This is a genomic window from Streptomyces sp. NPDC047061, assembly GCF_040643955.1.
GTDB lineage: Bacteria > Actinomycetota > Actinomycetes > Streptomycetales > Streptomycetaceae > Streptomyces.
In genome coordinates this window covers 1-21594 of record NZ_JBEYVI010000047.1, presented here as the reverse complement: position 1 = coordinate 21594, position 21594 = coordinate 1, and the positions used below count along the sequence as shown (strand labels likewise).

The window sequence follows — 21594 nt, the reverse complement described above, 5'->3', positions numbered from 1 at the left end:
GATTTCGAGAATCATATTCTCACTGCGCTCTCACCGAGTGACCTTGGAGGCCCCTTGAGCGCCACCGACGACCTGATCGAGATCCAGCAGCTGCTCGCCCGGTACGCGGTCGCCATGACCCGTGGGGACGTGGACCGGGTGCTGGGCGTCTTCACCCCGGACGGCAGCTACAGCGCGTTCGGCGACACCTACCCGCTGGACGAGTTCCCCGCGCTGGCCGCCGCCGCCCCCAAGGGCCTCTTCCTGGTCGGCGCACCGGAGGTCGAGCTGGCCGGCGACACCGCCACCGGCACCCAGCCGCTCTGCTTCGTGGAACACTCCGAACACCGGATGCGCATCGGCTACTACGACGACACCTACGCCCGCACCCCGGACGGCTGGCGGCTGCGCACCCGGGCGATGACCTTCATCCGCCGCAGCGGAGACCACGACTCCGGCCGCCCGCACGCCTTCGACCGTACCCGGTCATGAGGACCGACGAGTTCCGGCAGCGTCTGCGCGCCTGGCTGGACGACAACGACCTGACACCCCCGCCCGACGACTCCCTGGACGCCCAGGTCGCCCAACTGACTCGGGTGCGTGCGGCGTTGTGGGCGGCGGACTGGATGCGACACGGCTGGCCGCGCGCGGTCGGCGGGCTCGGCGGCAGCGGCACCCTGCGCGCGGTGCTCGGCGAGGAGGTCGCCTCGCGGGCGCTGGCGGAACCCGGGATCTGGTCGATGGTCGAGGTGCTGGTACCGACCGTCGTCGACTACGCGTCGCCCGCGCTCGCCGCCGAGCTGGTGCCGCGGCTGCTGTCGGGCCGGGAGCAGTGGTGCCAGGGCTTCTCGGAGCCAGGCTCGGGCAGTGACCTGGCCTCGCTGTCCACGCGGGCGGTGCCCGACGGTGACGTCTGGGTCGTGTCCGGCCAGAAGGTGTGGACGAGCCTCGCCCAGTACGCGGCCCGCTGTGTCCTGCTGGCCCGCACCGGGGGGCCGGGCCACGCCGGCATCAGCGCCTTCCTCGTCGACATGGACAGCCCGGGCATCACCGTACGGCCGCTGCGCACCATGCACGGAGTCGACGAGTTCGCCGAGGTCTTCCTCGACGACGTGCGGGTACCGGCGCACCGCATGCTGGGCGCCCCCGGCGACGGCTGGCGTCTGGCCATGGACCTCCTGCCGCACGAACGGTCCACCTGCTTCTGGCACCGCGTCGCCCACCTCTACGGCACCCTGGACCGGCTCCTCGCCGACGACTGCGAGCCGGACACCGACGCCCTCGGCGCCGTCTGGCTCGACCTGCACACCGTGCGCTGCCGGTCGGCCGCGACCCAGCGGAGACTGGCGGCGGGCGGACGGCTCGGCCCGGAGACGTCGGTCGACAAGATTCTCCTGGCCACCGCCGAGCAGCGGCTGTTCGACACCGCGCGCGACCTCCTGCCGGGCGCGGTCGAGCTGGCCGAGGAGGCCACGTGGCGCACCGGTTACCTGTACTCGCGGGCCGCCACCATCTACGGCGGCACCGCGGAGATCCAGCGCAACATCGTCGCCCGCCGCCTGCTCGGCCTCGGAAGGGAGTGACACGCAGTGGACACCGCCGAACGCGAACTTCTGGAAGAGGCCCTGCGCAAGACCATGACGACGAGCGAGCCCGGCGCCGGGCTCGACTCCGCGCTCGCCGACCTCGGCTGGCCGCAGATGCTCGCCGAGGAGCCGGACACCGCCGTCCCGCTGGTCTTCCGGCTGCTCGGGGAGACCGGGACGCAGGCCGCCGTCCTCAACGACGTCGTGCTGCGCGCGGCCGGGCGGCCCGTCGGAGGGACGCTGCCGCTGCCGTACGCGGGCGGACGGTGGGTGGAGTGGGCGCGGGTCGGCTCCCCGGTGGCGAATGGTCTCGATCCGGGGCTGCCGCTGCGCCGGGTGGAACCGGGCGAGGCCGTCCCGCTGGCCGCCGGGCGGCGGGCGCTGGGCTGGTGGCTGCTCGGCACCGGTCGCGCGATGCTGGCACTCGCACGTCAACACGTCGTGGACCGGCAGCAGTTCGGGCGCCCCCTCGCCTCCTTCCAAGCCCTGCGACACCGGCTCGCCGAGGCCTACGTGGCGCTGGAGGGAGCCGAGGCGACCCTGGCCGCCGCCGAGGGCGACACCGGCTCACTGCTCGCCAAGGCCGCCGCCGGGCGGGCCGCGCTCACCACCGCCCGCCACTGCCAACAGGCCCTCGGCGGCATCGGCTTCACCGCCGAACACGCACTGCACCGGCACGTCAGACGGGCTCTCGTCCTCGACGGACTGCTCGGCTCTACCCGTGAACTGACCCGGGAGGCAGGCGCGTTGCTGCTGCGTGAGCGCCGGACGCGCCGCCTCGTCGACCTGCGAGGAAGCACGTGACCACGGATCTCTGGCAGGACCTCCTGGGCTGCCTCGACCTCACCGCCCGAGGTACCGAGGCCTACGAAGGCCGCTCGCAGGAGCTGCAGTACCAGCGGCTGTTCGGCGGCCAGTTCCTCGCCCAGTTCGCGCGCGCCGCCTGTCTCGCCGCACCCGGCAAGGCCCTGAAGTCGCTGCACACGCAGTTCCTGCGCGAGGGCCGCACCGGGGAACCGGTGCGCTACGAGGCCGACGTACCGCAGCACGGCCGTACCTTCGCGACCGTGAGGCTCACCGCCCGCCAGGGGCACGGAGTCGTCGCGGTGGCGAGCGCGAGTCTGCATGTGTGGGAGGAGGGGCCGGACCGGCAGACGGTGGCCTCCGTGCCGGCGCTGCCCGGCCCGGAGCGCATCGCCGAACTCGGGCTGCTGCCCTGGGAGTCGCGGTCGGCCACCGACCTCGACACCGCGAAGTCCGAGCCGCCCGTCTACGAGTTGTGGACGCGCGTCCCGGCCGCGCCGCCGGATCTGGGCCCGGCGCTGCTCGCCTACGCCACCGACCTCACCCCGATCGGCACCGCGCTGCGCCCCCTGGAAGGCCTCACCCAGGCGGACGCGGGACGGGCGTTCACCTCTGCCGTGACCACGCACACCGTCTGGTTCCACCGCCCGTTCAGCACCGGGGGGTGGCTGCTGCTGCGCCAGCACAGCCCGCTGGCCGCACACGGGCGGTGCTTCGGGCGCGGCGACGTCCTCGCCGAGGACGGGACACTGCTCGCCTCCTACGCGCAGGAGGCGCTGCTGAGGTTCGGCGGCTAGGCCGCCGCCGGCCGGTCAGGGCGCGGGCACCTCCAGGACCAGGGCAGAACCCATGCCGCCGCCCGCGCACATCGCGGCCACCCCCACTCCCCCGCCCCGGCGGCGCAGTTCGTGGACGAGGGTGACGACCATGCGTGCCCCGGTGGCGGCCACGGGGTGGCCGAGCGAGCAGCCGCTGCCGTTGACGTTCACCGCGTCCGGGTCGAGGCCGAGGCGGCGGATCACGGCGACCGGTACGACGGCGAAGGCCTCGTTGATCTCGAAGAGGTCCACGTCGGGGACCGACATCCCGGCCCGCTCCAGCGCCTTGGGGATGGCGAGCACGGGGGTCAGCCCGGTCTCGGCCGGGTCCAGGGCGACCGAGGCCCAGGAGCGCACCCGGGCCAGCACGGGCAACCCGAGCGCCTCGTCGGCGACCACGACGGCCGCGGCCGCGTCGTTCGCGCCGCAGGCGTTCCCGGCGGTGATCGAGAACCCCTCGATCTCGGGGTGGAGCGGTTTGAGCGCGGCCAGCCGCTCCGCGCTCGTGTTCCGGCGCGGGTGCTCGTCGGCCTCGAAGGAGCCGTAGGGTGTCTCGACGGCCACGAGCTCGCTCTTGAACCGGCCCTCGTCCTGGGCGCGTACGGCGTTGCGGTGCGAGCGCAGCGCCCACGCGTCCATCTCCTCGCGCCCGATGCCCTCCTGCACGGCCGTGTTCCAGCCCACCGTGATCGACATGTCGAGGTTGGGCGCGTCGAGGCGGTCGGGATGCGTGGGCGGCACCCAGCGTTCGGCGTCCTGGAAGGACAACGTGGGTGCGGTGGAGGTGGAGTTGACACCACCGGCGACGACGAGGCGGTCCATGCCGGCCCGGATCGAGGCCGCGGCGGTCTGTACGGCGGCGAGTCCGGCGGCGCAGTGCCGGTTCAGGGCGAGGCCGGGGACCCGGGGCAGTCCGGCGGTGAGGGCCGCGTGCCGGGCGACGACCCCGCCACCGTAGTGGGACTCGGCGAGCACCACGTCGTCGACGAGCGCGGGGTCGAGTCCCTCCGCGGTCGCCGAGACGATGCGGTCGGCCAGGTCGTAGGCGGTGGTGCTGCGCAGGGTGCCTTTGAACGCGGTGCCGATCGGGGTGCGCAGAGCGGTGACGATGACGGCCTCAGGCATCGGCGGTCTCCTCCAGTTCGGCGACGAGGGTCCGGCGCAGGAGCTTGCCGGTGGCGGTGCGGGGCAGTTCGGGGCGGAAGACGACGAGGTCGGGCGTCTTCGAGGAGCGCAGGTGCCGGCGGGCGAAGGCTCTGATGTCCTCCGGGTCCCCGGAGCCGACCAGGACGGCCACCAGCCGCTGTCCCCACTCCGGGTCGGCGACCCCGAGCACGGCGGCCTCCCGCACCCCGGGGTACTGGAGGAGTACGTCCTCGATCTCGGCGGGAGCGATGTTCTCGCCGCCGCGGATGATCGTGTCGTCGGCGCGCCCCTCGACGAACAGGTAGCCCGCCTCGTCGAGCCGGCCCCGGTCGCGGGTGGCGAACCAGCCGCGGTCGTCCAGCGCGCGGGCGCCGGCATACTCCCCGGAGATCTGCTCGCCGCGCACGAAGACAAGTCCGGTCGCCCCCGGTTCGAGCGCCTTGCCGTCCTCGTCCCGGACCTCGACCTCGATCCCGGGCAGCGGGCGGCCGACGGAGCCGAGCCGGGCTCGTACGGCCGGGTCCTCGGAGACCAGGGCCTGCCAGTGGTCGTCGGGGCCGAGGACGCAGATGGAGGACGCGGTCTCGGTCAGTCCGTACGCGTTGACGAAGCCGGTCTCCGGGAACTGCCGCAGCGCCCGCTCCACCACCGGGCGCGGGGTGCGCGCACCGCCGTAGGCGAGGCTGCGCAGGGTGGGCGTGGCGGCCTGGTGCTCGCCGAGCTCGGCGGTGATGCGGGCGAGCATGGTCGGCACCAGCATGGCGTGGGTGACGCGCTCGCTCCGTACCGTCGCCAGCCAGTCCGCGGCCTCGAAGGAGGCCTGGTAGACAATGCGGCGGCCCGCGTAGAGGTTCGTCAGCAGGTTCATCAACCCGGCGACGTGGTACGGCGGGAGGGCCACCAGGGTCGCGTCGTCGGCCTCGGCCGAGCCGAAGTCCTGGGTGTTGAAGACGTAGGCGAGCAGGTGGCGGTGGCGGAGCAGTGCCGCCTTGGGGGCGGAGGTGGTGCCGCTGGTGTAGAGGGTGACGGCGGTGGCGTCCCGGTCGTCGGGGGTCGGCCGCCACTCGGCTTCCCCGGAGGGGGCGAGGAGGGCGTCGAGGTCGTCGGGGCGTAGAACGACCGCGCCCGGGTGCCGCTCCAGCAAGGCAGCCAACTGCTCCCCTCCGAGGCGGTAGTTGAGGGGGATGAAGGGGACGCCGGCCAGGGCCGCGCCGAACAGGGCGACGGGGTGGGCGAGGTGGTTCACGCCGAGGTACAGGACCGCGGGGCGGTCTCGGAAGCGGTCGGCCGCATGACGCGCGAGGCGCTGGAGTTCGGCGGCGGAGAGCGAACGGCCGCCCTCGGTGACGGCCGGCCGGTCTCCCGCGGAGGCGGCCATTTCCAGGATCACGGCTATGTTCATGAGAATGGCATTCTCATACACTCAGAGCCTTACTCGCAAGAGAGGGGAACGGCGATGCTCATCGAGGGTTCCTCGGCCCTGGTGGTCGGCGGCACGGGCGGACTGGGCGAGGCGACGGTACGACGACTGCGCGCGGCGGGCGCGCGGGTCGTGGTCGCCGACCTGGCCGACGACAAGGGCAAGGCCCTCCAGGAGGAGCTGGGGGTGCGGTACGTGCGCGCGGACGCCACCGACGAGGAGTCGATGGCGTCGGCGGTCGAAGTCGCCTCGCAGGAAGGCGAGTTCCGCACGGCGGTGGACTGTCACGGCGGTCCCGCGCACGGCGGACGGCTCGTCGGCCGGGACGGGGCGCCGCTGGATCTCGCGGGGTTCCGCAGCACGGTCGACGTCTATCTGACCGGGGTGTTCAACGTCATGCGCCTGGCCGCCGCGGCCATCGCCCGCACCGCGCCCGCCGGGGAGGACGGCGAGCGCGGTGTGATCGTGACGACGTCGTCCATCGCCGCGTACGAGGGCCAGATCGGCCAGCTGCCGTACGCCGCCGCGAAGGGCGGGGTGAGCGCGATGACCCTGGTGGCCGCCCGTGATCTGTCACCGCTGGGCATCCGGGTGGTGTCGATCGCACCCGGCACGGTCCTCACCCCCGCGTACGGCAAGGCCGCCGACCAACTGGAGGCGTACTGGGGCCCGCAGGTGCCCCACCCGCGCCGGATGGGCCGCCCGGAGGAGTTCGCGGCCCTGGTCCAGCACCTGTGCGAGAACACCTACCTCAACGGCGAAGTGGTCCGCCTGGACGGGGCATTGCGGTTCCCTCCGAAGTGAAGCGCCCCAAAGGGGCGCGGGGCTGTATCGATGTGCGGCTACCGCCGCGTGGGCGCGACCAACCACGACGGCGCCGCGGCCGAACGACATCAGTCACCCGCCATCTCCTGGCGAGCCTTCACCCACAACCACCCCGCGTAGGCGTGGAACGCCTCACCCATCCTCCGGTTCAGCTTCCCCGCAAGCGCACGCGCATGGCTGCCCTCCAGCAGCGCGGCCAGCCGGAAACAGGCCAGCACCTGGTACCACCGGAACGCGGACACGTCCCGGCCGGTCCGCTCGGCGTAGAACGCGACGAGCTCGGCGCGCGAGGGCATGCCGTCCCAGGGCCGGAGTTGGGGGTCGCTGCCGGGCGGGTCGCCGGGTTCCCGCCAGGCCGTGAGGATCCAGGCGAGGTCGAGCAACGGGTCCCCCAGGGAGGCCATCTCCCAGTCGACGATGGCGGCCAGGCGCGGGGCGTCGTGGGCGAACATGACGTTGGCGAACTGCAGGTCCCCGTGGACGATCCCGGTCGCGCCCTGCTTCGGCGCGTGCGCGACCAGCCAGTCGGCCACCGCGTCCACGTGCGGGTTCTCGCTCTCCGCATAGGCCGGGTCGGCACGGTAACCGTGCAGCACCTCCAGGTACTTGGGGGTCTGCCGTTCCAGCCAGCCCTCCGGACGCCCGAGGTCGGCCAGGCCGTGTGCGTCGGGGTCCACCGCGGCCAGCAGCGCGGCGCCTTCGACGAGGGCGAAGGAGACCGCGCGCCGCCACTCGGGGTCCTCGCCGTACCGGCCGGGCAGCTGACCCCGGGGCATGAAGCCGTCGATCTTCTCCAGGACGGAGAAGGGCGCGCCGAACACCGCTTCGTCCTGCACGCTCGCGTACAGACGGGGATGCGGCACGTCGGTCGAGGCGAGGGCGCCCAGGACCCGGCTCTCGCGGCGGAAGGCGTCGGAGGCGCCGGCCTTCAGGTGCCGGCCGGGCCGGCGCAGCACGAGTTCGGTGCCGTCGGCCCGGCGCAGGACGAACAGGAGGTTCTGCGCACCGCCCGTGAGTGGTTCGAGTGCGGTGGCGGGGCCGTCGCCGGGCAGACCGGTGAGGCCGGACCAGGAGTTGAGGCGGCCGAGGTCGGCCCGTGTGTCGTCGGCGCTGTGCGTTTCCTGATCGCTCACCGGGTCACCGCCGTTTCCTTCAGGCGGTCCGCGTACTTCGCGCGGGCCGCGGCCAGCCGGGTGGGCAGATGGGCCGAGCCGAACAGCTGGTCGTCCGCCGGGGTGGCATCCTTCAGCAACAGCCGGGCGATGACGTCCTGGTGGGCCTCGGTGGGGCCGTCGGCGACACCGAGAGTGGGGCCCGAGTTCCACATCTTCGCCAGGGGCAGCTCGTTGGAGACGCCGAGCGCGCCGTGCAGGTGCAGGGCCCGGTAGGCGACGTCGACGAGGACCTTGGGCGTGGCGACCTTGACGCCGGAGACGTGCAGCCGGGCCCGGCGGGCGTCGGCCGGGTCGCCGGTCTCGGCCGCCCGGTCCGTCTGCCAGGCGGCGTGCAGGACCTGGAGCCGGAACTGCTCGATCTGCACCCAGGTGTCGGCCAGTTGGTGGCGCACGGCCTGCTGGTCGGAGAGCGGGCCGCCGCGGGTGCGCCGGGAGGCGATCCGTTCGGTCATCATCTCCAGGGCGCGCCTGCACTGGCCGACCGAGCGCATCGCGTGGTGCAGCCGGCCACCGCCGAGGCGGGTCTGTGCGATGAGGAACCCGGAGCCGGGCTCGCCGAGCAGGTTCGCGGCCGGCACCCGGCAGTCGGTGAACCGGAGGTAGGCGTGGACGCCCTCGCCGAGCGGCTCGCCGGCCATGCCCGTGCCGCGCACCATCTCCATGCCGGGCGTGCCGGCCGGGACCAGGATCATGGACGCGCCCTTGTGCACGGGCACGTCGGGGTCGGTCACCACCATGGCGATGACGAAGGCCGCATGGGGATAGTTGGAGGCGAACCACTTCTCCCCGTCGATCACCCACTCCTCGCCGTCGCGGACGGCACGGCAGGTGAAGCCGCCGGGGTCCGCGCCGCCGGTCGGCTCGGTCATCGCGAAGGTTGACACGATCCGCCCGTCGAGCAGCGGCTCCAGGTACTCCTTGCGCTGTTCCTCGGTGGCGTAGTGGGCCAGGATCTCGGCGTTGCCGGAGTCGGGGGCCTGGGTGCCGAACACCATCGGCGCCCAACTCGACCGGCCCAGGATCTCGTTGAGCAGTCCGAGGTTCACCTGCCCCATACCCATACCGCCGAGCGAGGGCGGCAGATGAGCGGCCCACAGCCCCTGCTCGCGTACCTGCCGCTGCAACGGGCGGACCACTTCCCGGAAGACCTCGCTGTCGCGGTCGTAGGGCTCGGCGTTGCCCGGGAACAGCACGTCGAGCGGCTCGATCTCCTCACGGACGAACACCGCGGCCCAGTCGAGCCTCTCCTGGAACGCGGCGTCGGTACTGAAGTCCCACATGACGCATCCACCTTCCTTCAGAATGGCGTTCTGAAATTAACAGAACGGCATTCTCGCGTCCAGCGACGGGACTTACCCCCTGCGGGGATCGGGCGCCCGTACGCCCGCGAGCAGGAACCCGACCAGATGCTCGGTCTCCGCGCGCCCGGGTACCTCCTCGGTGAACAGCCAGTACTGCAGGGCGGCGACGACCGCGCCGGCCGCGGTCCGGGCGGAGCGCATCGGGTCGCCGGACCCCAACTCGGCGGCGGGCTGGGCGAACAGCGCGGCAAGGGCGTCCACCAGCGCGACGGTGACATGCGAGGCCCGCGGTACGTGTCCGGTGGCGTTGGCCAGGACGGCCCGGGTCTGCCGGGCCAGGGTCACGTCGGCCGCCTGCCGTACGACCGCTTCGAGCCCCGCCCGCAACCGGGCCTCCGGCCCCCGCCCGGCCGCCCGCGCGATCCGGTGCCGGACATACCCCACGAGCGCATGCGCCCCGCGCTCCACGATGGCCTCGACCAGGGCGTCCTTGCTCTCGAACGAGCGGTAGAAGGCGTCGTTCGACAGCCCCGCGGCGGCCACGATGTCGGCCACCCGGGGCCGCCGCCCACCACCCGACACCATCAGGGCCAGTCCGGCGTCCAACAGCGCCTCGGCGTCACGATCCCGAATGCTATTCTGCATATCGGAGAACACTACTCTCATCATCGAGAACGCTCCAGGAGGCGGACGTGGGCTACGCGGACGAACTGTTCGACCTCTCCGGCCGCGTGGTCCTCGTGACCGGCGGCAGCCGGGGACTGGGGCGGGCCATGGCGTTCGGAGCGGCCCGCTGCGGCGCGCATGTCGTCGTCGCCAGCCGGAAGTACGACGCCTGCACCGCCGTGAGCACCGAGATCGAGAAGGAGACGGGGCGTGCGGCGCTCCCGTACGCCGTCCACGTGGGCCGCTGGGACGAGCTGCCCGGCCTGGTCGACGCCGTCTACGCACGCTTCGGCAGGTTGGACGCGCTGGTCAACAACGCCGGGATGTCTCCGGTCTACGAGGATCTGGCCGGCGTCACGGAGAAGATGTTCGACGCGGTGCTGGGCCTCAACCTGAAAGGCCCGTTCCGCCTGTCCGTGCTGGCGGGCGCGCGGATGTCCGAGGCCGGGGGCGGCACGATCGTCAATGTCAGCTCCACCGGCTCGGTCCGGCCGCGCCCCGCGATCGTGCCGTACGCGGCGGCCAAGGCGGGACTCAACGCGGTGAGCGTGGGGCTGGCGCAGGCGCTCGGCCCGGCGGTGCGGGTCAACACGCTGATGTGCGGCCCGTTCGACACATGGGCCACTCGCGGCTGGCAGCAGGACCCGGCGCTGCTCGCCGAGGGGGTACGCGGACACGCCCTGCGCCGCATCGGGGACCCGCGCGAGGTGGTGGGCGCCGCCCTCTACCTGATGTCGGACGCGTCCTCGTACACCAGCGGGGCGACGCTGCGGGTGGACGGGGGGATGCCGTGACCGCTGAGCAGGCCGGGCGAAGTCAGCTGCGGTTCGGCAGCGCCCCGAAGGGGCGCGGGGAACTGCGCGAGCAACCACGACGGCGCCGCGGTCTGCAGACGGCATGTCGCGGCGCTCCCCGCGGAGCGCCTACGCGTTGTCGGCGCCGCCATGCTCGCCCAGCCCCGGCGGCGGCCCGTACGACGGCTCGTAGCCGCTGACCCGGAACGGACTGCCGACCAGCCGGAGGCCGCCCGCGTCCACGACCGCGTCCGGTGCCTGGGCCAGTGCCTCGGGAAGGGTGCGGACGGCCGCGGCGGGGACGCGGAGCGGACGCAGGCGGGCCTCCCAGCCGACGGCGGTGTCGGCGGCCAGTGCCTTGGTCACCGCGGCGATCACCTCGTCGCGGCGTGCCGCGCGTTCGGTCATCGTCGGGAAGCCCTCGATGCCGGCCTCGGCGGCGAAGGTGCGCCAGAAGCCGTCGTGCGTGATGAACAGGGCCAGATGGCCGTCGGCGGTCGGGAAGAGCTGGGCCGGGACGTAGTAGGCGTGCGCGCCGCCCAGGCGGCGCGGGGCGACCTCGTCGTTGAGCCAGGCCGAGGCGTGGTAGTTGAGCTGGGAGAGCATCACGTCCCGCAGGGAGACCTCGATCTGTCCGCCCCGCCCCGAGACCACCAGCGCCAGCAGGCCGAGGGCGGCGGCGAGTCCGGCGGAGTTGTCGGCGGAGGAGTAGCCGGGCAGCAGGGGCGGGCCGTCCGGGTCGCCGGTGAGGGCGGCGATGCCGGTGGCGGCCTGGACGACGTAGTCGAAGGCGGGTTCGTCGCCCGCGTCCATGCCCCAGCCGGTGAGGGCGACGCAGACGAGGCGTTCGTTGTAGGCCTTCAGGGCGTCGTAGGTGAGGCCGAAGCGGTGGATGGCGGAGGGCTTGAGGTTGACGAGCAGGGCGTCCGAGTCGCGCACGAGGTCGTGCAGCCGGTCCTGTCCGCCGGGCGTGGTCAGGTCCAGGCGGACCGAGCGCTTGCCCCGGTTGAGGCTGGCGAAGTAGGCGTCGGACACCTGCCGGGACAGGTCGCCGCCGGGCGGCTCCACCTTCGTGACCCTCGCCCCGAGGTCGGCGAGCAGCATGGTGGCGTAGGGTCCGGCGAGGATGTGGCCGACCTCCAGGACGCGCAGCGCCGCCAGGGGGCCCGGCCCTCCGGTCACCGGAAGTCCGCGGCGAGGGCCGCGACCGTGTCCCGGGTGCGGAGCTTGGAGGCGACCAGTTCGTCCCGCCCGTTGCCGATGGGCAGCAGGCGGACGGACAGGTCGGTCACGCCCGCGTCGGCGAAGCGCCGGAAGCGGGCCGCGACGGCCGCCTCGTCGCCGGCCGCGCACAGGTCGCCGACGTCGTGTGCGTCGCCGTACTCAAGGAGCCGTTGGTAGTTGGGCGAGACCTCGGCCTCGCCGAGGATCCGGTTGGCGCGCTCCCGGGCCGCGTCCACCTCGTGCGGCGCGCAGAGGCAGACCGGGATGCCCGCGACGACGCGCGGGGCGGGCCGTCCGGCCGCTTCCGCCGCCTTGGTGAGGGTCGGCACGACGTGCTCGGCCACGGCCCGTTCGTCCGCCATCCACAGGACGGTGCCGTCGGTGTACTCCCCCGCGATCCGCAGCATCAACGGGCCGAGGGCGGCGACCAGGACCGGCAGCGGGGCGACCGGCGCGAGGGTGAGCGGATTGTGCACGCGGAAGACATCGTTCTCGACGTCCACCGAACTCGCGCCGCTGAGTGCCGCGTTGAGGACTTCGAGGTAGGCGCGGGTGTACGCGGCGGGCTTCTCGTACGGGATGCCGAGCATGTCGCGGACGATCCAGTGGTGGGAGGCGCCCACGCCGAGGGCGAGTCGTCCCCCGGCCGCCGCCTGGGCCGAGATCGCCTGCCGGGCCAGGGCGACCGGGTGCTGGGCGTGCACCGGGACGACCGCCGTGCCCAGTTCGATACGCGAGGTGGCCTGTCCCATCAGGGTGACGGCGGTCAGGGCGTCGAAGTCGGTGGGCACCTGTGGCACCCACACGGTGTCGAAGCCGGCCTCCTCGGCCCAGCGGGCGTCGTCGGCCATGCGCGCCGCCTTGTGCGCCGCGTCGCCCCGCTCGGGGCCGCTCATCACTCCGACTCGCATGTCAGCCCTCCTGGGCGGTCAGGGCGCGGATGTCCGCGACGATGGCGGGCAGTGGGGTGCCGGTGGGGAACACGGCCGCCGCGCCGGCCTCCCGCAGCAGCGCCACGTCGGCGGCCGGGATCGTGCCGCCGACCACGACGGGGATGTCGGGCGCGCCCGCCGCGCGCAGTCCGCCGACGGTGCGGCGGGTCAGCGTGACATGGGCGCCGGAGAGGATCGACAGGCCGACCACGGCGACGTCCTCCTGGACGGCGGTGGCGACGATGTCCGCCACCCGCCACCGGATGCCCGTGAACACCACCTCGAACCCGGCGTCGCGCAGTCCGCGCGCCACCAGCTTGGCCCCGCGGTCGTGCCCGTCGAGGCCTGGCTTTGCGACGAGGATCCGCACCGGCCCGGCCATCAGAACACCACCGGCTGCCGGAACTCGCCCCACACCTCGCGCAGGGCCCCGGCCGTCTCGCCGACCGTGCAGTAGGCGTTGGCGCAGGCGATCAAGGGTTCCATGAGGTTGGTGTCTCCTTCCGCGGCGCGCTTCAGCTCGGCGAGACGGGTTCGCACCTCTGCGGCGCTGCGCTCGGCCTTGACCTGGGCGAGCCGTTTCAGCTGCCGTTCCCGTCCTTCGCCGTCGAGTTCGTAGGTGGCCAGATCGGGCGGGGGCTCCTCGGCGGTGAAGCGGTTGACGCCGACGACGGGCCGCAGTCCGGAATCGACCTCCTGGTGCAACCGCCAGGCCTCGTCCGCGATCAGACCCTGGAGGTAGCCGTCCTCGATGCAGCGGACCATTCCGCCGTGCGCCTCCAGATCGGCCATGATCCCGGCGATCCGCTCCTCCGTGGCATCGGTGAGCGCCTCCACGAAGTACGACCCGCCCAGCGGGTCGGCCACCCGGGCCACCCCCGTCTCGTGGGCGAGGATCTGCTGGGTGCGCAGGGCGAGCGTGGCCGACTCCTCGCTGGGCAGCGCGAAGGGCTCGTCCCAGGCGGCGGTGAACATCGACTGCACGCCGCCGAGCACGGAGGCGAGGGCCTCGTAGGCGACGCGCACGGTGTTGTTGCGGGCCTGCGGCGCGTACAGCGAGGCCCCGCCGGCCACACAGCCGAAGCGGAACATGCACGCCTTGTCGGTCCGCGCGCCGAACCGCTCGCGCACGATCGTCGCCCACCGTCTGCGCCCCGCACGGTACTTGGCGATCTCCTCGAAGAAGTCACCGTGCGTGTAGAAGAAGAAGGAGATCTGCGGGGCGAACTCGTCGATGGTCATGCGGCCGCGTTCCAGCACAGTCTCGCAGTACGTCACGCCGTCGGCGAGCGTGAACGCCATCTCCTGCACGGCGTTGGCGCCCGCGTCCCGGAAGTGGGCGCCCGCGACCGAGATCGCGTTGAAGCGGGGCACCTCGGCGGCGCAGAACTCGATGGTGTCGGCGATGAGCCTGAGCGACGGCTCGGGCGGCCAGATCCAGGTGCCGCGCGAGGCGTACTCCTTCAGGATGTCGTTCTGGATGGTGCCGGTCAGCTTGGCACGCGGGATGCCGCGCTTCTCGGCGGCTGCGACGTAGAAGGCGAGCAGGACGGCCGCCGTGCCGTTGATGGTGAAGCTGGTGCTGATCCGGTCCAGCGGGATCGTGTCGAAGAGGATCTCGGCGTCGGCGAGGGTGTCGAGGGCGACGCCCACCCGGCCGACCTCGTCCGTGTACTCGGGGTCGTCGGAGTCGTAGCCGCACTGGGTGGGCAGGTCGAGCGCCACCGACAGGCCGGTGCCGCCCTGGTCGAGGAGGTAGCGGTAGCGGCGGTTGGACTCCTCGGGGGTGCCGAAGCCGGAGTACTGGCGCAGGGTCCAGGTGCGGCCCCGGTAGCCGGTCGGGTAGTTGCCACGGGTGAAGGGGAAAGTGCCCGGGTCCGGGGGTTCGGCGCGCAGGTCGGCGGGGCCGTAGACCGGCTTGAGGGGGATGCCGGACGCGGTGCGGGGGTCGTCGGTCATGACAGCTGGTCCTTCATCACCTTTCCGGTGGCGTTCAGTGGCAGTTCCGTACGGAACTCGACCTGCCGGGGCACCTTGAAGCCCGCCATCCGCTCCCGGGCCCAGGCGATCAGCTCGGCCTCCGTCACCGTGCCGCGGGGCACCACGAACGCCTTGCCGACCTGGCCCATGCGGGCGTCCGGCACGCCGATGACGGCGGCCTGGGCAACGGCCGGGTGCCGGAGCAGGAAACCCTCGATCTCGGCCGGGTAGGCGTTGAAGCCGCCGACGATGAACATGTCCTTCTTGCGCCCGACGATCCTCAGCCGCCCGTCGCCGTCCGTCTCGCCCAGGTCGCCGGTGTGCAGCCAGCCGTCGGGGTCGACGGTCTCGGCGGTGGCCTCGGGGTCGTCGAGGTAGCCGAGCATGACGGCGTAGCCGCGTACGAGGACCTCCTTGTCCTCGGCGAGGCGCACCTCGAAGCCCTCACAGGGTCGGCCCACGGTGGTGGCGACGGCCTCGTACGGGTCGCCGGGCCGGGACGCGGTGACGGTGCCGGCCTCGGTGAGGCCGTAGCCGGTCATGAGGTGGGTGAAGGGCAGTTCGGTGGTGATGCGGCGGACCAGTTCGACGGGGATGTCGGCGGAGCCGGTCACCGCGACCCGCAGCGACGACAGGTCGTGCTTCTCGCCCGCCTGGAGGAGGGAATGGTACAGCGTCGGCGGTCCCGGCAGGATCGTGACCCGCTCCCGCGCCACCAGCTCCAGGACGTGCTCCACGTCGAAGACGGCGACCGGGAGTACGGTCGCGCCCCGGATCATGGAGGCGACCAGGCCCGCCTTGTAGCCGAAGATGTGGAAGAACGGGTTGACGATCAAGTAGCGATCGCCCTGGCGGAGTTGGGCCAGCTCGCACCACTCGGCGTACAGGCGCAGTGTCTGGCCGTGCGTCGTCATGACGCCTTTGGGGCGGCCGGTCGTGCCGGAGGTGAAGATGATGTCCGCGATGTCGTCCTCGCCGACCTCGCGTTCCAGCGGTTCCCCGGAGCCGAGGAACCCGTCCGCCCGCAGGTCGACGACGGGGACACCGGGTGGTCCGTTGAACTCCCGGTCCAGGAAGCCGTTCTGGACGCACAGCACCCTGGCGCCGCTGCGGGCGACGATGTCGTGGGCCTCCTCGTCCCGGAACCGGGTGTTCACCGGGACCAGCACGGCTCCCGCGGTGAGCGCGCCGAACGCGGCGATCGCCCACTCCGCCGAGTTCGGCGCCCACACCGCGACCCGGTCACCGGGCCGGACGCCCACCGAGGCGAACGCCCCGGCGGTGCGCCGGACTTGATCGGCGAAGTCGGTGAAGGTGAGCCGCAGGTCGCCGTCGACCACCGCCTCCGCGTCCCCGAACCGGTCGGCGGCGCTGCGCACCAGTTCGGGGATGCTGCGCCACGGCACCGTCGCGGTCATGCGTCGATCAGCCGGGCCAGGTTGCCGCCCATGACCCTGGCCTTGTCGGCCTCGGTCAGCCTGGCCAGGTGGTCGACGTAGGTGACCGGGTCGGCCAGGCCCTCCGGGTGCGGGTAGTCGGAGCCGAACAGGACGCGTTCGATGCCGATGAGGTCGCCGAGCCGAGCCATGTCCTCCTCCCAGAACGGGCTGATGTGGATGTTCCGTTTGAAGACCTCGACGGGGTCCTCGTGGAACTCGTGGGGCATCTTCTTGTGCACGTCCGCAAGTCGGCCGAGCAGCGGTTCCACCCAGGAGGCGCCGTTCTCGATGACGGCGACCTTCAGCTCCGGGAAGCGGGAGAGCGTACCGTGGCAGATCAGGGACGAGACCGCGTCCTCGATCGGCCGCCACTCGATGACCTGGCGGAACGCGTTGGGCCTGAACGGCAGGAACTCGCGCTGGCTGCCCTCCCAGTCGTTGGCGTAGCGGGCGTAGCCGCTGTCCGAGGAGTGGAAGGCGACCAGCACGCCGGTCTCGACGACCCGCTTCCAGAACGGGTCGAACTCCGGCAGCGCGAACGAGCGCGTGGCACCGAAGCCGGGCACGGGCGCCGGCCGGACCAGGATGGCGCGGGCGCCGCGCTCCACCACCCAGTTCAGCTCCTCGACCGCCTTCTCGACGATCGGGAGGGTGATGACGGGCACCGTGAAGATGCGGTCCTTGTAGGTGAAGGACCAGGTGTCGTGCAGCCATTCGTTGAGGGCGTGGATGACCGTGTGGATCAGCTCCGGGTCGTCCTTCATGCGCTCCTCGATGAGGCTCGCGAGCGTGGGGAACATCAGGCTGCGCTGGATGCCGAGCTCGTCCATGAGCTCCAGGCGCGGGGCCGGTTCACGGAAGGCTGGCACGGAGCGCATCGGCTCGCCGAATATCTCCCGCCGGGTCTTTCCGGTCGGGTTGCCGACCTTGAAGTACTCCTCCATGGCCCCCGGGCGGGCGACCACGTCGAAGGTGGGGTTGGGGATGTACTCGCTGATCTGCCCACGGATCGCGATCTTCGTGCGGCCCCGGACGGTCACGTACTCGATGGCCCCGTCGTACTCCCTGGGCAGGTACTTCGTGAGCGCTTCCTGCGTCTCGTAGAGGTGGTTGTCCGCGTCGAAGAGCGGATACGCGAGCGCGCGAGAGGGCATGAGATCCTCCTTAACCAATCTTGAGAATCGTATTCTCACTATGCGGTAGTGGCAATGTTCCGGCGGAGCTCGAACTTCTTCACCTTCCCGCTCGGCGTACGCGGGAAGTCGTCGACCGTGCGGATCTCCTCGGGCCACTTCTGCCGGGCCAGTCCGGCGCGCTGGAAGTGCACCCGCATCTCGGCCAGGACCGGCGCGGACCAGCCGGGACGCATGCGCAGGACGGCAGCGGCCCGCTCCCCCAGGCGCGGGTCCGGGACGGCGACCACGGCGGCCTCGGCCACCCCGGGCAGGCCGAGCAGGACGTCCTCGACCTCCAGGGCGCTGATGTTCTCGCCGCCGCGGATGATGACGTCGGCCTTGCGGTCGGTGATGGTCAGGTATCCGTCGGCGTCGAGCACGCCGATGTCGCCGGTGCGGTACCAGCCGTCCGCGTCGAAGGCGGCTGCGGTCAGCGCGGGGTCGGTGTAGCCGAGGCAGAGGTCGGGGCCGCGGGTGAGGATCTCGCCGTCCTCGGCGAGCCTCAACTCGACGCCCGGCAGCGGAAGTCCGTCGGTGTGCAGCCGCTTGACGGCCGGGCCGTCGTAGGGGGTGCAGGTCACGGACGGGTGCTCGGTGGAGCCGTAGGCGCGGAAGACGCCGATGCCCAGGGACTCCAGCCGGGTCGTCACGGCGGAGGCGACGGAAGCACCGCCCAGACCGGCGTACCTGAGGTGTGCGATGTGCTCGGGCGTGCAGTCGGAGTGGTCGAGCAGGCTCGTCATGTAGTACGTCGCTCCCCCGCCGACCGTGAGCCCCTCGGCCCGCATGAGCGCGAGCGCCTGGGCGGGGTTCCAGACGTCCCCGAGGTTGACCGGGGAGCCGTCGAGGACGGGAATGAGGAAGGCGTTGATCATGCCGATGAAGTGGCCGACCGGCGCCACGGTGAACTGCCGTCCCCGGTCGGGCGGGTAGCTCGCGGCCAGTTGGCGCGTCTCGTAGCCCAGCGTCCGGTGGCTGTGGATCACGCCCTTGGGGTCCCGGGTGGTGCCCGAGGTGAAGGCGATGAGCGCGGGGGCGTCCGGGTCGACGGACAGTACGCCGGCCAGGGGTTCGTCCGCCAGCAGCGCGTCGAAGTCGCGGCCGACGACGCCCAGGACCGGGACGTCCTTGCACAGCTCCGGGCGGAACTCGGACCGGCCGAAGCGCCCGGCCGCGAAGAAGACCTTGGGGCGGGTCGCGCCGAGGATGTAGTCGACCTCCTTGGGCCCGTAGAAGTGGACGACCGGAACGACCACCGCGCCCAGGAAGGCGCAGGCCCAGAACACTGCGGCGGCTTCCATCCAGTTGGGCAGCTGCATGGCGACCGCGTCGCCGGGGCCGACCCCGCGCGCCCGCAGCCCGGCGGCGAGCCGCCGCGCCACCCGCTCCACGTCGGCGAAGGTCCCGGCCCACGGCCGCACCTCGGAGTGCACGCGGAACTCCACGTCCCCTGCTGCGGCCAGGCCGACGGTGAGCAGCTCACCGAGGGTCTCGCGGGTCCACCAGCCCTCGGCCTCGTAACGCTCGGACAGCCCGGGCGGCAACGGCCGCAGAGCACCGGGAGAAGTCGTCGTCATGGCAGGAGTTCTCCTCATCACGGTCACCATTGCACCTGTAGGAGAATTGCACTCTCCCATAGGGAGAAGGTAAGTTCCATACATGGCACGGGATCACGGCTTCCATCCGGTGCGGATCACCCGGATCGTCGACGAGACGCCGGACACACGCACCTTCGCCCTCGACGCGCCGTTCCCCTACCGGGCGGGGCAGTTCCTGACCTTCAAGGTGCGCGGGACGCTGCGCAGTTACTCGATGTCGTCCTCGCCCGACACCGACGGCGAGTTGTGCGTGACGGTCAAGCGAGTGCCGGGCGGGCTGGTCTCCGGCTGGATGCACACCCACCTGCGGCCGGGAGACACTCTTGAGGCCACCCGACCCGGCGGCTCCTTCTGTCTGCGCGGGGACGCGACGGGCCGGCCGTTGGTCGGTTACGCCGGCGGGAGCGGGATCACGCCGGTGTTCTCCCTGGTCAAAAGCGCACTGGCAACCACACCACGCACAGTGAAACTGCTGACGGCTCATCAGAGCGCGGGTTCGGCCATCTTCCGTACGGCACTCGATGCCCTCGCCGCACGCCATCCCGACCGGTTCCGCCTCCACGATCACCTCGACGACCGGGACGGGCTGGTCGGCGCCGACAAGATACGGGCGCTCGCCGATGCCGAAGCGGACCACTACATCTGCGGGCCGGAGCCCTTCATGGCACTCGTCGAGAGCACGCTGCTCGCGGCGGGGACGCCCGCCGGGCGGATCTTCGTCGAACGGTTCACGCCCGCCCCGCCCGACGAGACACAAGTCCAGCCCGTCCCCGGCACCGTCACCGTCGACCTGCGGGGCCGGCGCCGTACCGTGCCGCAGCGCGCGGGCGAGACCCTGCTGCAGAGCGCGCGCCGAGCCGGATTCACCCCGCCCTTCTCCTGCGAGTCCGGGGACTGCGCCACCTGTATGGCACGGCTGACCGCCGGCGAGGCCAAGATGCGCGTGAACAACGCCCTGGAACCTGACGAGATCGCCGAGGGCTATGTGCTCACCTGCCAGGCCGAACCCACGACCGCCGAGGTGACCGTCGTCTACGAGGACTGACACCCGCCGAAACTTCGGCACGCGCCGAGCCATCGGCACCCGCCGGACCGACCGCACCCGCCGGACCATCGGCACCCGCCCGTTCGACCGGAAGGCCACGCATGGTTGACCTGGAGATCGAGGACGGCCTCGCCGTCGTCACCATCGACCGCCCGCACGCCCGCAACGCCATCGACCCGGCCACCATGGGCGAACTGGACAAGGCCCTGGACGCGGCCGAGGGGTCGAACGCCCTCGTGCTGACCGGCGCGGGCGACAGGGCGTTCGTGTCCGGCGGCGATCTGAAGGAGCTGGCGCGGCTTCGCACCGAGAAGGAGGCGGCCGGGATGGCGCTGCGGATGCGGGCGTTGTGCGACCGGATCGCCGCCTTCCCGGGACCGGTGGTGGCCGCGCTCAACGGGCACGCCTTCGGGGGCGGCGCGGAGGTCGCGGTCGCCGCCGACATCCGGGTCGCCGCCGACGACATCCGCATCGGTTTCAACCAGACGAAGCTCGCCATCGTGCCCGCGTGGGGCGGCGCCGAGCGGCTGGCCCGGCTCGTCGGGCCGGGCCGGGCACTGCTGCTGGCGGGGACAGGGCGCGTGCTGGCGGCGGACGAGGCCGAACGGCTGGGCCTGGTGGACCTGGTGCTGCCCCGGGCCGGCTTCGACGATGGCTGGCGGGAGGTGGCGCGGTCGCTCGCCACCGCGCAGGCCGGCGAGATCAAGAACCTGACCACCCGGGTCAGGCCGGCGCGGGAGGCCGCGGCGGCCTTCGCCCGGCTCTGGGTGTCCGACGAACACTGGCAGGCGGCGGAGAAGGTGGTGTCCCGTGGCAGGTGAGATCCACGTCGAGGAAGGGCCGTACGGGCCGGAGGTGCGGCCCGAGGGCACGGCCGTCGAGCAGACCGTGCTGTATCTGCACGGCGACCCGCGGCTGGCGGGCACCCCGCAGGACGCCGTGCCCACGGCGCGCGAACTGGCCCGGCACACCGGCTGCACGGTCGTGTGCGCCCGCTACCGGCTGCACTTCCCCGAGGCCTTGGAGGACGTGTCCGCCGCCTGGCAGCACTGCCACGACCGTGGCCCCGGCCCTGCGGCCGTGGCCGGCAAGCGGCTGGGCGGTGCCCTCGCCGCCGGTCTGCTGCTGCGGCTGCGCGACGAAGGGGCGACTCCGCCGTCCTGCGCGGTGCTCTCGTCGCCGGTGCTGGACTTCACGCTGGACGCGTCCAGTCTGCTGCTCAACGCGGCCGCCGACCGCACGCTCGACGCCGAGGCCCTGTCCGTCCGGGCGGCCGCATACGCGGGCACGACACCGCGCAGCCAACCGCTGCTCAGCCCGCTGCACGGCAACCTCCACGGCCTGCCGCCGATCCAGCTGCACGCGGCGGGCACGGAGATGCTCCTGGACGACACGCTGTCCCTCGCGACCCGCGCGGCGCACTCGGGGGTCGAGGTCGACATGCGGATCTACGAGGACTCCTCCGCGCAGGGGCTCAGGCAGCTGGAGGCGACGGCGGCGTTCCTGCGCACCTGGTGCTCGACCGGCCTGGCGACAGCGCAGCGAAGCTGAACGCCGCCGCCGTACGGGACGACAGTGGTGGCCCGGATGTTGTCCGGTCACCACGACCTTCGCCCCGTCCGCGACCAGCTCGCGCGCGGCCGCGTGGCCCAGCCCGCGGGTGGCTCCGGTGACGACGTACACCCGG

At 72.5% G+C, this 21594-nt stretch carries 21 protein-coding genes and 1 pseudogene; 9 read left to right on the top strand and 13 right to left on the bottom strand.

From position 1 onward, the window contains the following. Window positions 1-54: 54 nt before the first annotated feature. From ABZ887_RS42670 to ABZ887_RS42655, 4 genes are read left to right on the top strand one after another with little or no spacing between them, the layout of a single operon-like run. Window positions 55-471 (top strand): nuclear transport factor 2 family protein, encoded by a 417-nt coding sequence (locus tag ABZ887_RS42670; RefSeq protein WP_361302874.1) that lies wholly within the window; start codon window positions 55-57, stop codon window positions 469-471. Beyond that, window positions 468-1562 (top strand): acyl-CoA dehydrogenase family protein, encoded by a 1095-nt coding sequence (locus tag ABZ887_RS42665; RefSeq protein WP_361302871.1) that lies wholly within the window; start codon window positions 468-470, stop codon window positions 1560-1562. The genes ABZ887_RS42670 and ABZ887_RS42665 overlap by 4 nt, the downstream gene beginning before the upstream one ends. A 6-nt stretch (window positions 1563-1568) precedes the next feature. Further along, a complete protein-coding gene (locus ABZ887_RS42660; protein ID WP_361302868.1) occupies window positions 1569-2369 on the top strand; it encodes an acyl-CoA dehydrogenase family protein in 801 nt (266 codons plus the stop codon). Then, the gene (locus ABZ887_RS42655; RefSeq protein ID WP_361302865.1) at window positions 2366-3166 is read left to right on the top strand and encodes an acyl-CoA thioesterase domain-containing protein; all 801 of its coding nucleotides are present in this window, start codon (window positions 2366-2368) and stop codon (window positions 3164-3166) included. Before ABZ887_RS42660 ends, ABZ887_RS42655 begins: the two co-directional genes overlap by 4 nt. Before the next feature lie 15 nt (window positions 3167-3181). On the opposite strand, the gene ABZ887_RS42650 is transcribed toward ABZ887_RS42655, so the two are convergent. Both ABZ887_RS42650 and ABZ887_RS42645 read right to left on the bottom strand, forming a co-directional pair. Then, a complete protein-coding gene (locus tag ABZ887_RS42650) occupies window positions 3182-4312 on the bottom strand; it encodes a thiolase family protein (RefSeq protein WP_361302862.1) in 1131 nt (376 codons plus the stop codon). Continuing rightward, window positions 4305-5735, bottom strand: a complete 1431-nt coding sequence (locus tag ABZ887_RS42645; protein ID WP_361302859.1) for an AMP-binding protein — start codon at window positions 5733-5735, stop codon at window positions 4305-4307. Before ABZ887_RS42645 ends, ABZ887_RS42650 begins: the two co-directional genes overlap by 8 nt. A gap of 54 nt (window positions 5736-5789) precedes the next feature. On the opposite strand from ABZ887_RS42645, the gene ABZ887_RS42640 reads away from it, so the two are divergent. Then, the gene (locus ABZ887_RS42640) at window positions 5790-6557 is read left to right on the top strand and encodes an SDR family oxidoreductase (protein ID WP_361302856.1); all 768 of its coding nucleotides are present in this window, start codon (window positions 5790-5792) and stop codon (window positions 6555-6557) included. A gap of 89 nt (window positions 6558-6646) precedes the next feature. On the opposite strand, the gene ABZ887_RS42635 is transcribed toward ABZ887_RS42640, so the two are convergent. The 3 genes from ABZ887_RS42635 to ABZ887_RS42625 all read right to left on the bottom strand — a co-directional run bounded on the left by ABZ887_RS42635 (window position 6647) and on the right by ABZ887_RS42625 (window position 9699). Further along, window positions 6647-7711: a phosphotransferase family protein gene (locus ABZ887_RS42635; RefSeq protein ID WP_361302853.1), complete on the bottom strand. Its 1065-nt coding sequence runs from the start codon at window positions 7709-7711 to the stop codon at window positions 6647-6649. Further along, the gene (locus ABZ887_RS42630; RefSeq protein WP_361302850.1) at window positions 7708-9033 is read right to left on the bottom strand and encodes an acyl-CoA dehydrogenase family protein; all 1326 of its coding nucleotides are present in this window, start codon (window positions 9031-9033) and stop codon (window positions 7708-7710) included. The genes ABZ887_RS42635 and ABZ887_RS42630 overlap by 4 nt, the downstream gene beginning before the upstream one ends. Window positions 9034-9105: 72 nt before the next feature. After that, window positions 9106-9699 (bottom strand): TetR/AcrR family transcriptional regulator, encoded by a 594-nt coding sequence (locus tag ABZ887_RS42625; protein ID WP_361302847.1) that lies wholly within the window; start codon window positions 9697-9699, stop codon window positions 9106-9108. Window positions 9700-9746: 47 nt separating this feature from the next. Between ABZ887_RS42625 and ABZ887_RS42620 the strand changes: the two genes are divergently transcribed. After that, window positions 9747-10514 carry an SDR family oxidoreductase gene (locus ABZ887_RS42620; protein ID WP_361302844.1) on the top strand — a complete coding sequence of 256 codons (768 nt, stop codon included), beginning with the start codon at window positions 9747-9749 and terminating at the stop codon, window positions 10512-10514. Between the two features lie 129 nt (window positions 10515-10643). Here the strand turns inward: ABZ887_RS42620 and ABZ887_RS42615 are convergent, their stop codons facing one another. From ABZ887_RS42615 to ABZ887_RS42585, 7 genes are read right to left on the bottom strand one after another with little or no spacing between them, the layout of a single operon-like run. After that, on the bottom strand, window positions 10644-11696 hold the full coding sequence (locus ABZ887_RS42615; RefSeq protein ID WP_361302841.1) for a CoA transferase: 1053 nt from the start codon (window positions 11694-11696) through the stop codon (window positions 10644-10646). Beyond that, on the bottom strand, window positions 11693-12649 hold the full coding sequence (locus ABZ887_RS42610) for a TIGR03564 family F420-dependent LLM class oxidoreductase (protein ID WP_361302838.1): 957 nt from the start codon (window positions 12647-12649) through the stop codon (window positions 11693-11695). Before ABZ887_RS42610 ends, ABZ887_RS42615 begins: the two co-directional genes overlap by 4 nt. A gap of 1 nt (window position 12650) precedes the next feature. Then, entirely contained in the window at window positions 12651-13052 is a 402-nt protein-coding gene (locus ABZ887_RS42605) for a cobalamin B12-binding domain-containing protein (RefSeq protein WP_361302835.1), read from the bottom strand. Next, the gene (locus ABZ887_RS42600; RefSeq protein ID WP_361302832.1) at window positions 13052-14629 is read right to left on the bottom strand and encodes a methylmalonyl-CoA mutase family protein; all 1578 of its coding nucleotides are present in this window, start codon (window positions 14627-14629) and stop codon (window positions 13052-13054) included. Before ABZ887_RS42600 ends, ABZ887_RS42605 begins: the two co-directional genes overlap by 1 nt. Then, window positions 14626-16068, bottom strand: a complete 1443-nt coding sequence (locus tag ABZ887_RS42595) for a FadD3 family acyl-CoA ligase (RefSeq protein WP_361302829.1) — start codon at window positions 16066-16068, stop codon at window positions 14626-14628. Before ABZ887_RS42595 ends, ABZ887_RS42600 begins: the two co-directional genes overlap by 4 nt. Next, window positions 16065-17243 carry an amidohydrolase family protein gene (locus ABZ887_RS42590; protein ID WP_361302826.1) on the bottom strand — a complete coding sequence of 393 codons (1179 nt, stop codon included), beginning with the start codon at window positions 17241-17243 and terminating at the stop codon, window positions 16065-16067. Before ABZ887_RS42590 ends, ABZ887_RS42595 begins: the two co-directional genes overlap by 4 nt. 38 nt (window positions 17244-17281) lie before the next feature. Further along, a complete protein-coding gene (locus tag ABZ887_RS42585) occupies window positions 17282-18841 on the bottom strand; it encodes an AMP-binding protein (protein WP_361302823.1) in 1560 nt (519 codons plus the stop codon). Between the two features lie 82 nt (window positions 18842-18923). Between ABZ887_RS42585 and ABZ887_RS42580 the strand changes: the two genes are divergently transcribed. From ABZ887_RS42580 to ABZ887_RS42570, 3 genes are all read left to right on the top strand, one after another. Further along, window positions 18924-19907 carry a ferredoxin--NADP reductase gene (locus ABZ887_RS42580; protein WP_361302820.1) on the top strand — a complete coding sequence of 328 codons (984 nt, stop codon included), beginning with the start codon at window positions 18924-18926 and terminating at the stop codon, window positions 19905-19907. Window positions 19908-20008: 101 nt separating this feature from the next. Beyond that, complete coding sequence (locus tag ABZ887_RS42575) at window positions 20009-20728, top strand: enoyl-CoA hydratase/isomerase family protein (RefSeq protein ID WP_361302817.1); 720 nt, start codon at window positions 20009-20011, stop codon at window positions 20726-20728. Then, entirely contained in the window at window positions 20718-21458 is a 741-nt protein-coding gene (locus ABZ887_RS42570) for an alpha/beta hydrolase fold domain-containing protein (RefSeq protein WP_361302814.1), read from the top strand. Before ABZ887_RS42575 ends, ABZ887_RS42570 begins: the two co-directional genes overlap by 11 nt. Before the next feature lie 39 nt (window positions 21459-21497). Here ABZ887_RS42570 and ABZ887_RS42565 read toward each other — a convergent pair. Continuing rightward, window positions 21498-21594, bottom strand: a pseudogene (locus tag ABZ887_RS42565) (SDR family NAD(P)-dependent oxidoreductase); the annotation flags it as partial.

Bases quoted from the DNA above. Each gene is read 5' to 3' on its own strand.
- ABZ887_RS42625 (WP_361302847.1), bottom strand. From the start codon at position 9,699: ATGCAGAATAGCATTCGGGATCGTGACGCCGAGGCGCTGTTGGACGCC.
- ABZ887_RS42650 (WP_361302862.1), bottom strand. From the start codon at position 4,312: ATGCCTGAGGCCGTCATCGTCACCGCTCTGCGCACCCCGATCGGCACC.
- ABZ887_RS42580 (WP_361302820.1), top strand. From the start codon at position 18,924: ATGGCACGGGATCACGGCTTCCATCCGGTGCGGATCACCCGGATCGTC.
- ABZ887_RS42645 (WP_361302859.1), bottom strand. From the start codon at position 5,735: ATGAACATAGCCGTGATCCTGGAAATGGCCGCCTCCGCGGGAGACCGG.
- ABZ887_RS42640 (WP_361302856.1), top strand. From the start codon at position 5,790: ATGCTCATCGAGGGTTCCTCGGCCCTGGTGGTCGGCGGCACGGGCGGA.
- ABZ887_RS42590 (WP_361302826.1), bottom strand. From the start codon at position 17,243: ATGCCCTCTCGCGCGCTCGCGTATCCGCTCTTCGACGCGGACAACCAC.
- ABZ887_RS42630 (WP_361302850.1), bottom strand. From the start codon at position 9,033: ATGTGGGACTTCAGTACCGACGCCGCGTTCCAGGAGAGGCTCGACTGG.
- ABZ887_RS42610 (WP_361302838.1), bottom strand. From the start codon at position 12,649: ATGCGAGTCGGAGTGATGAGCGGCCCCGAGCGGGGCGACGCGGCGCAC.
- ABZ887_RS42595 (WP_361302829.1), bottom strand. From the start codon at position 16,068: ATGACCGCGACGGTGCCGTGGCGCAGCATCCCCGAACTGGTGCGCAGC.
- ABZ887_RS42600 (WP_361302832.1), bottom strand. From the start codon at position 14,629: ATGACCGACGACCCCCGCACCGCGTCCGGCATCCCCCTCAAGCCGGTC.
- ABZ887_RS42585 (WP_361302823.1), bottom strand. From the start codon at position 18,841: ATGACGACGACTTCTCCCGGTGCTCTGCGGCCGTTGCCGCCCGGGCTG.
- ABZ887_RS42605 (WP_361302835.1), bottom strand. From the start codon at position 13,052: ATGGCCGGGCCGGTGCGGATCCTCGTCGCAAAGCCAGGCCTCGACGGG.
- ABZ887_RS42665 (WP_361302871.1), top strand. From the start codon at position 468: ATGAGGACCGACGAGTTCCGGCAGCGTCTGCGCGCCTGGCTGGACGAC.
- ABZ887_RS42575 (WP_361302817.1), top strand. From the start codon at position 20,009: ATGGTTGACCTGGAGATCGAGGACGGCCTCGCCGTCGTCACCATCGAC.